Source organism: Pseudomonas sp. yb_9, from assembly GCF_043103635.1.
Lineage (GTDB): Bacteria > Pseudomonadota > Gammaproteobacteria > Pseudomonadales > Pseudomonadaceae > Aquipseudomonas > Aquipseudomonas monteilii.
In genome coordinates this window covers 1-8980 of the sequence record NZ_JBICKA010000009.1, presented here as the reverse complement: position 1 = coordinate 8980, position 8980 = coordinate 1, and the positions used below count along the sequence as shown (strand labels likewise).

8 protein-coding genes are annotated in these 8980 nt (G+C 61.9%); 5 read left to right on the top strand and 3 right to left on the bottom strand.

All coding sequences use genetic code 11. The features are described 5' to 3' along the window. Positions 1 to 56: 56 nt before the first annotated feature. Together ACF8MI_RS02970 and ACF8MI_RS02965 are read right to left on the bottom strand one after the other, a co-directional pair. Positions 57 to 1574: a nucleobase:cation symporter-2 family protein gene (locus ACF8MI_RS02970; protein WP_060499985.1), complete on the bottom strand. Its 1518-nt coding sequence runs from the start codon at positions 1572 to 1574 to the stop codon at positions 57 to 59. A gap of 263 nt (positions 1575 to 1837) precedes the next feature. Continuing rightward, complete coding sequence (locus ACF8MI_RS02965; protein ID WP_060499984.1) at positions 1838 to 2200, bottom strand: PilZ domain-containing protein; 363 nt, start codon at positions 2198 to 2200, stop codon at positions 1838 to 1840. Positions 2201 to 2377: 177 nt separating this feature from the next. On the opposite strand from ACF8MI_RS02965, the gene ACF8MI_RS02960 reads away from it, so the two are divergent. From ACF8MI_RS02960 to yjiA, 3 genes are all read left to right on the top strand, one after another. Next, entirely contained in the window at positions 2378 to 4444 is a 2067-nt protein-coding gene (locus ACF8MI_RS02960; RefSeq protein ID WP_060499983.1) for a carbon starvation CstA family protein, read from the top strand. A gap of 17 nt (positions 4445 to 4461) precedes the next feature. Next, positions 4462 to 4659, top strand: coding sequence for a YbdD/YjiX family protein (locus ACF8MI_RS02955; RefSeq protein ID WP_016713459.1), 198 nt, complete (start codon positions 4462 to 4464; stop codon positions 4657 to 4659). A 77-nt stretch (positions 4660 to 4736) separates the two neighbouring features. Further along, positions 4737 to 5714: a GTPase gene (gene yjiA / locus ACF8MI_RS02950; RefSeq protein ID WP_060499982.1), complete on the top strand. Its 978-nt coding sequence runs from the start codon at positions 4737 to 4739 to the stop codon at positions 5712 to 5714. Here the strand turns inward: yjiA and ACF8MI_RS02945 are convergent. Then, complete coding sequence (locus tag ACF8MI_RS02945) at positions 5674 to 7161, bottom strand: methylenetetrahydrofolate reductase C-terminal domain-containing protein (protein ID WP_182408673.1); 1488 nt, start codon at positions 7159 to 7161, stop codon at positions 5674 to 5676. The two genes, yjiA and ACF8MI_RS02945, sit on opposite strands and share 41 nt — an antisense overlap. Positions 7162 to 7363: 202 nt before the next feature. Between ACF8MI_RS02945 and ACF8MI_RS02940 the strand changes: the two genes are divergently transcribed. Continuing rightward, positions 7364 to 8188: a 5-methyltetrahydropteroyltriglutamate--homocysteine methyltransferase gene (locus ACF8MI_RS02940; protein WP_104833957.1), complete on the top strand. Its 825-nt coding sequence runs from the start codon at positions 7364 to 7366 to the stop codon at positions 8186 to 8188. 54 nt (positions 8189 to 8242) lie between these two features. Next, entirely contained in the window at positions 8243 to 8962 is a 720-nt protein-coding gene (locus ACF8MI_RS02935; protein ID WP_060499980.1) for an SDR family oxidoreductase, read from the top strand. The last annotated feature ends 18 nt before the right edge of the window (positions 8963 to 8980 follow it).

Below are 8980 nucleotides of genomic sequence, written 5' to 3'. Positions count from 1 at the left end.
CGAAAAAGGGGCCGACGATGCGCGTCGGCCCCTCCACTTCACCGCTTAGTCAGCAGTCAATGCTCGGCAACCGCTGCCCGCCTGACTGTTTCATTGCCATGCTCGTCCACCTCCAGCATCGGCACCTCATTCCCTTCAGCGTCGAACAGCTTGCCATCCTTGAAGTAGTCACCATCACGCAACGCAGAAATGTCCGAGTACTGGATGGTGCGCTCGTAGGCTGCAGCGAACACCGACTGGTTTTCCGAGTTGCCGGTGGTGAAGTGGTTGAAGATCAGGTTCAGCAGGATGGCCATGATCGCCGCCGAACTGATGCCCGAGTGGAAGATGGTCTCGAACCAGTTCGGGAAGTGGTGGTAGAAGGTCGGCGCGGCAATCGGGATCATGCCGAAGCCCAGCGAGGCCGCGACGATGATCAGGTTGACGTTGTTCTTGTAGCTGACCTTCGACAGGGTGCGGATACCACTGGCTGCCACGGTGCCGAACAGCACGATGCCCGCGCCGCCCAGTACCGGGGTAGGTACGGCGGCAATCACCCGGCCCATGATCGGCAGCAGGCCGAGCACCACTAGGATCACGCCACCGGTAGCCACCACATAGCGGCTCTTGACCCCGGTCACGGCCACCAGGCCAACGTTCTGGGCGAACGCGCTCTGGGTGAACGAGCCGAAGATCGGCGCCAGGATGCTCGATGCCATGTCGGCGCGCAGGCCATTGCCCAGCCGCTTGGAGTCGACCTTGGTATCGATGATCTCACCTACGGCGAGGATGTCGGCCGAGGTTTCCACCAGGGTCACCATGATCACGATGCACATCGACAGGATCGCGGCGATGTGGAATTCCGGCATGCCGAAATGGAACGGCGTCGGGAAGGCGAACATCGGGCCTTCGGTGACTTTGCTGAAGTCGGTCATGCCCAGCGCCCAGGCGATCAGCGTGCCGACCACCATGGCCAGCAGGATCGACAGGCGCGAGATGGTCGCGCTGCCCAGCTTGCTCAGCAGCAGCACGATGGCGAAGGTGAGCCCGGCCAGGCCGATGTTGGCCACGCTGCCGAATTCTGGCGAGGCGCTGTTGCCGCCCATTACCCAGCGTGCGGCCACTGGCATCAGGGTCAGGCCGATGGTGGTGATGACGATACCGGTCACCAGTGGCGGGAAGAACTTGGTGATGCGCGAGAACACCGGCGTGATCAGAAAGCCGATCAGCGATGCCGCCATGACCGCGCCAAGCACGCCCGGTAAGCCACCGCCGCCCTCGCTGCTGAGGATCGCGCCCATGGTCGCCACACCGGCGAACGATACGCCCTGCACCAGCGGCAACTGGCAACCGAAGAACGGCAGCCCCAAGGTCTGTAGCAGGGTGGCCAAGCCACCGGCAAACAGCGAGGCCGCGATCAGCATGCCGATTTCGGCACCGTTCAGGCCAGCGGCCTGCCCCAGGATCAGGGGTACCGCGACGATCCCCCCGTACATGGTCAACACATGCTGCAGACCATAGGCCAGGTTGGCACCAAGCCCGAGGTTTTCATCCTCGGGGCGCTTGGTGGGAGACGTGCTAGGGGACGTAGTCATGGAGCAGGCTCTCTGTTTATTGTTGTGTCGCTACTGTAGACATTTCCTGCCAATGATTGCCACAGAAATTGTATACAAGATTTTGATCGGAGCGCGTACACGGGCGACCGCTGGGTGTGCAAAAACCCAATGCAGAAGCCGTACCAACTCATCGAAAGCGGTGCTAGAGGGGTGTGTACAAAGTACTGCTACCCAGGCTTAAAGCTGTCTGGGTAGACAGGAAACGTCAGGCGGGAGAGCTATTAGCTAGCTAAGAGATTTCATTATTCGATGAGTTCGCGCAGCTCACGCATCATTTCGGTGCTGTCAGCCACGTTCAATTCCACAAGACGGTGCAAATGGGTCATCGAATCGACGTCGATATAGAGGCAGATGAAGCCCAGACGATCGGGTTCTTCGTGGCGCAGCTCGACCTGCATCTTTACACGGGCTTCCTCACCCAGATGGATAGTGGCGTCGAAGTCCTGGGTCAGGTCGGCGTCCCAATTTGCCGGGCGCTCGATCAGCAGGCCTTTGAGTGAAAGATCCAGCAACTTGGCAGGCCAGCACTTCAGGCCTTGCCGCAGTTCGGCGGGGGCGTCGAAATCGATACGCTGGAAGCGGCGGCGTTCGTCGTGATCGCTCATGGCATGGGTCCTCGGGTGGGTCCTAAGGTGACATCCTGACTATAGTTAGAGTGGTATGTGCATCAGGTACCGCAATCTGGCCGCAGAGGCTCTAGACCAAAGCAAGTGTGGCAATGCGCGATGACTGGCCCTAGACTCGGTGGGCGGTCTTTCCAATCCACCAGCTGGAAGCAAACCATGAACAACAATAATAGCCTGCTACGCCACATTCCGTGGCTGGCGCTGGCAGTCATAGGGGCCTGCGCGCTGGGTGTGGTAGCCCTGCGGCGCGGTGAGGCGATCAACGCCTTGTGGATCGTGGTCGCGGCAGTGGCCATCTACCTGGTTGCCTACCGTTACTACAGCCTGTTCATCGCCACCAAGGTGATGCAACTCGACCCGCGGCGCGCCACGCCTGCGGTGCTCAACAACGACGGCCTGGACTACGTCCCGACCAACAAACACATTCTTTTCGGTCACCACTTCGCCGCCATCGCTGGCGCAGGCCCCCTGGTCGGCCCGGTGCTTGCCGCGCAAATGGGCTACCTGCCCGGCACGCTGTGGCTGATTGCCGGTGTGGTGCTGGCCGGTGCGGTGCAGGACTTCATGGTCCTGTTCCTGTCTACCCGCCGCAACGGCCGCTCGCTGGGCGACATGGTGCGCGAGGAGATGGGCCGCATTCCGGGCACCATCGCCCTGTTTGGCTGCTTCCTGATCATGATCATCATCCTGGCGGTGCTGGCGCTGATCGTGGTCAAGGCCCTGGCCGAAAGCCCATGGGGCATGTTCACGGTGATGGCGACCATCCCGATCGCGATGTTCATGGGCATCTACATGCGCTACATCCGCCCGGGCCGCATCGGCGAAATCTCGGTCATAGGCGTGGTTTTGCTGCTGGCTTCGATCTGGCTGGGCGGTGTAATCGCTGCAGACCCGGTGTGGGGCCCAGCGTTCACCTTCACGGGCGTGCAGATCACCTGGATGCTGGTGGGCTACGGCTTCGTTGCCGCGGTGCTGCCGGTATGGCTGGTGCTGGCACCGCGTGACTACCTGTCCACCTTCCTCAAGATCGGCACTATCGTTGGCCTGGCCATCGGTATCCTGATCATCGCGCCCGAGCTGAAAATGCCGGCGCTGACCCAGTTCACCGACGGCACCGGCCCGGTGTGGAAGGGCACCCTGTTCCCGTTCCTGTTCATCACCATTGCCTGTGGTGCGGTGTCCGGCTTCCATGCGCTGATCTCCTCGGGAACAACGCCCAAGCTGCTGGACAACGAAACCAACGCCCGCTACATCGGCTACGGCGGCATGCTGATGGAGTCGTTCGTCGCCATCATGGCCATGGTCGCCGCTTCGGTGATCGAGCCGGGTGTGTACTTCGCCATGAACAGCCCGGCCGCCGTGGTTGGTGCAGACGTGGCGTCGGTGGCGCAGACGGTCAGCAGCTGGGGCTTCCTGATTACACCTGAGCAGCTTGAAGCCGTCGCCCGTGACATCGGTGAGCACACCATCCTGGCCCGTGCCGGCGGTGCGCCGACCCTGGCGGTCGGTATCGCGCAGATCCTGCACCAGGTGTTGCCAGGTGAAAACACCATGGCCTTCTGGTACCACTTCGCGATCCTGTTCGAGGCGCTGTTCATCCTCACCGCGGTGGACGCCGGTACCCGTGCCGGGCGCTTCATGCTGCAAGACCTGCTGGGCAGCTTCGTGCCGGCGCTCAAACGCACCGAATCGTGGGGCGCCAACCTGCTTGCCACCGCGGGTTGCGTGGCACTCTGGGGCTACCTGCTGTACCAGGGCGTGATTGACCCGCTGGGCGGCATCAACACCCTGTGGCCGCTGTTCGGCATCTCCAACCAGATGCTGGCCGGGATCGCCCTGATGCTCGGTACCGTAGTGCTGATCAAGATGAAGCGTCAGCGCTACATCTGGGTCACCCTGGTGCCGGCCGTCTGGCTGCTGATCTGCACCACGGCTGCAGGCCTGATCAAACTGTTTGACCCGAACCCGGCGGTTGGCTTCCTGGCCCTGGCCAAGAAATACAGCACCGCGCTGGACGCCGGCCAGGTACTGGCCCCGGCCAAGGACATCGGGCAGATGCAGCATGTGATCTTCAACGCCTACACCAACGCGGGCCTGACGATTCTGTTCCTGCTGGTGGTGTTCAGCATCCTGTTCTTCGCCATCAAGGTTGGCTATGCCGCCCTGGGCCGCAAGGAACGTACCGACAAGGAAACCCCGTTCCAGGCACTGCCTGACGCGTAATCGAGAGGACTGCAGTCATGTTCAACGACCTGGGTCGACTGGGTAAATACCTGGGGCAGGCAGCCCGCCTGATGGTCGGCATGCCCGACTACGACAACTATGTCGAGCACATGCAGAAGACCCACCCGGACAAGCCGGTGATGACGTACGAGGAATTCTTCCGCGAACGTCAGGAAGCGCGTTACGGTGGCAAGTCCGGGCCCAAGTGCTGTTGAGCCTGCGACACGTGTGAACCTGTGGGAGCCTGGGTAACCGGCTCCCACAGTCATTTCAGATTCAGGAGATTTACTGCGTGCAGACGCCCATTCCCGTAACCGTGCTCACTGGCTTCCTCGGTGCCGGCAAGACCACCTTGCTCAAGCACATGCTCAAGGCCGAGCACGGCCTGAAACTCGCCGTGATCGAAAACGAGTTCAGCGAGGCTGGCATTGACAGCCAACTGCTGGGCGACGAACCGGTGCAGGTGATGACCCTGGCCAACGGCTGCGTATGCTGCAGCATCCACGGCGACCTCACCCGCGCCCTGTACCTGCTGCTTGAACGCCTGGACGCTGGCGAAATCGCCTTCGACCGCCTGGTAATCGAATGCACAGGCCTGGCCGATCCGGCGCCGGTGGCGCAAACCTTTTTCATCGACGAGGAACTGCGTGAGCGCTACATCCTCGACGGCATCATCACCCTGGTAGACGCGGCTCATGCCGAACTGCACCTGACCCAAACCATTGCCCAGGCCCAGGTCGGCTTTGCCGATCGCTTGCTGTTGAGCAAGACCGACCTGGTTGACTCGGCTGCGGTAGAAGCCCTGCGCGAACGCCTGGCCCGCATCAATGGTCGGGCCGCAGCCCGGGTGGTCGAGCACGGTCGTATCGACCTGGCTGAGCTACTGGATGTGCGTGGCTTCAACCTCCACCCCGACTTGGGTGCGAACCTGAAGCCGACGTTACGCCCTGTACTCAAACCGGCTACCCCGGACCGTATTTCCACGCTGGTGTTGCGTACGGAAACCGCGCTGGACATCGACCGCCTCAGCGATTTCATGAACGACCTGCTGGAAACCCACGGCAAACAGCTGTTGCGTTACAAGGGCGTGCTGAACATTGCCGGAGAGGACCGCAAGCTGGTGTTCCAGGGTGTGCTCAAGCTTTACGGCTTCGACTGGGATGCCGAGTGGGCTGAAGGTGAAACCCGCGAAAGCGTGATGGTGTTCATCGCCGATGAACTGCCCGAGGCTACGATTCGGGCTGGCTTCGAGGCGTTGGCTGCGGGCTGAGCCGGCGCGGCGTTTGTGGCGCGAACCACTGCGGCCATGAGCTGCGGTGGCGGGTTTCGACCTCGATGCAGGGGATCAGACGCTCGGTGAGCACCGCCGTTTGCCGAACGGCCTTGGCCGTACGGTACTTGATGCTGTGTATGCATTCGCGGTCGCCGAACTCGCAGCGGTTCAGTGCGGTACCGCCGCAGGGGCCGTTGGCCAGGCCCTTGGGGCAGGTTTCCGGGCAGATGTACAACGTGTCTTCCAGGCGGCAGCGGCCACAGGTGTCGCAGCCCACCAATGGCCGTTTCACTGCGCGCTCCATTTTGTGCAGCACCTGTGCGCCAACCGGTGTTGACCACAGCGGCTGGCGCACCGCCCAGCCAAATGCCTTGCTCAGGCTATTGCGACGGCTGAACAGCAATGAATGCATGCCGTGCATCAGGTGATAGCGCGCTTTTTCTGTGAGCGAAGCATCGACCCGTGACTCGCCTTGGCGCCAACCCGCCTGCGGCGGATGGAAGGTGACTGCCGGCAGGCCGGGCATCTGCCAGCTGGCGCGCCATGCAGGCGCCCATTGATCCAGGGTGTGGATCCGGGTTTGCCAGTGTTCGATGCGTGCCTCAAGGGCCAGCAGTTGTTTGAGTTCGTGAACCCCTGACAGATGCACGCCGGCGTAACCCATCAGCTTCACGCCGATGATCTGCAAGGCCAGGCGGTCAACGCTGCGTGCCTGGGCAAAGGCCTTGGACTGCACGGTCTCCGCTTCGAGCATGTCACGCATCGACGGTGTGACGGTAACGCCAGCCACGTGGTCGAGCATCGCAGCGCGCCCGTGGGTAAGGCTCATCAGGCACGCCAGCATGGGCTTGGGCGTGGCCTGGCGGCGCATCCAGTGCATGGCTTCCTGGTGTTTATCCCCATCGAACCCCAGTTGCAGAGTGAGGAAGTCGGCGCCTGCTGCCAGCTTTTTTTCGGCCTTGAAATACTGGGCGCCGCCTTCTTCCTCGTGGTACTTGAACGGGTTCAGTGCAGCGCCCAGCAGCCAGTGTGGGCGAGCCTGGCGAGCGATCTGCAGGGCGGCGACCGACTCCAGGTAACGCACCGGGCGCTGGCCAGGCTCGTGGCCGGGCAGGCGGTCGCCTGTCAGCAGCAACAGCTGGTCGAGGCCGGCGGCGTCCATGCGTTGCAACTGGGCGAGCAGGTGGTGGCGTTCGCGGTCCTTGCCGGAAAAGTGCGGCAGGGCAGGCACCGGGTTGCTGAACGAGGCGAGGGCGTCCAGCGGCGACATGTCCAGCGGGCTGCCGACACGGTCGCCGATGGCAATGGTCATCGGCCAGCCACACAGGTGCGCACGGACCATGATCGCTTCCATGGCGGCGAAGCGTTCTGCGGAAGGCTTGGGGACGAACTCCGTCACGCAGACGAAATTTTGTTCGCGCAGCGCGGTTTTCAGCAGGCTCATGTGGCCGGGTACCTGGTGTGGTCAAGGTGCCATTGTGCGGCACAAGGTGGACCGGATCATGTCCGGGGGCGCAGGAGGGTGCCCTGATTGAGACATGATCATGAAGAAATCTTGAGTTCATCTCAAATTTAATGAGTTTGCCTCAACGGTCCGCGAACCGGAAAATCCCCTCAATCATTTATGCATGCTGAAGGGACAAGACATGGCACTGGCACATAACCTGGGCTTTCCACACACCTGCGGCGACCATGAGCTGTGGCAGGTGCAGAAAGACGCCGGCATAGAACTGCTGCCAGTCGGCGACATTGCCTGGTACGGCCAGGTGTTGGCCGGTGACCACCAGCAGTTTGCCCTGAACTGGGAACAGCTTTTCGAGGAAGTAGCGCAAGCCACAGCCCTGGGCCATGCGGTCAAGCCGGTGTTGCTGGGCCCGTTGAGCTACCTGTGGCAGGCCACAGCCAAGGCCGGTGATGTCGACAAACTGGAGCCACTCGACAGCCTGCTGCCGCTGTATGACCAAACCCTCAACCGCCTGGCTGCCCTGGGTGTCGAGTGGGTGCAGATCGATGAACCGATCCTCGCCCTTGAGTTGCCGCAAGATTGGAAAAACGCCTACGAACGCGTCTACAACATTCTTCAGCGCGCACCTTTGAAGAAGTTGATCGCCACTTACGCGGGGGGGCTTGAAGGCAACCTTGGCCTGGCCGCGAACCTGCCGGTCGATGGCTTGCACATCGACCTGGTGCAGGCACCCGAGCAGTACACCACCATGCTCGACCGCCTGCCGGCCTACAAGGTGCTGTCGCTGGGCTTGGTCGACGGCCGCAACGCTTTGCCTTGCGACCAGGAAAAGACCCTGGACCTGCTGCGCGATGCCCACGAGCGTCTGGGGGAGCGGCTGTGGGTGGCGCCATCTTGCGCGTTGCTGCGAAGCCCATTGGACCTGGCGGTGCAGAAGTGCCAGGAAGTGGCTGAACTGGTCAAGGCCTTGAATAACGCGCTGAAACAGGTCGCTATCGCCGCTTGATCCTCAAACACCCTAGAATGCCGACTCCGATTCAAATCGACAGGGAGTGATGCGATGAGAGTTCTGGTAGTCGGCGCCAGCAAGGGCCTGGGTAAGGCCTTCATGGAAGGGTTGGGCAAACCGGGTGACACTTTGGTCGGCGTCTCTCGCACCCGGCCAGCAGACGTGAGCTTGGGCCAGGGTGTTGAAGCCCAGTGGATCGAGGCCGACCTCGGCCAGCCCGCTGCCGCCGTCGAGGCCATTGCCGAAGCAGTGGCCGAGGGCGGGGTTGATACGCTGATCTACAACCTCGGCTTGTGGGAGGCCGAAGCGTTCGAGGCGCACTACAGCTTCCTTGAAGACCGTGATGTGGAATTGCAGCGCATGGTCGACTGCAACATCACGGCAACCATCCTGCTGATCAAGCGCCTGCTGCCGTTGCTGCTTGAAAGCGAAAAACCACGGATTATCCTGACCGGCTCCACCTCGGGCTTGCCCCAGAGTGGTCGCCCGGAAGTGACCTTTGCCGCCTCCAAATTCGCCCTTCGCGGTATTGCCGAGGCGTTGCGCGAAGGTTATCGGGGGCAGGGCCTTGGGGTGACGTGCCTGAACCTGGGATACCTGAATACCGAGGACGGTCTGGACGTGCCGGTGGCCGAGGCTGCGGTGCGTGGGGAAGGGGGGCTGATACCGCTGCATGATGTGGTGCTGATGGTACGCACGCTGCTTGAACTGTCGGCGGCGAGCTATGTGCGGGAGCTGATCTTACCGGCCATAGCCGATGAGCGGTTCTGAAGGCTGAGGTTGCTTTGT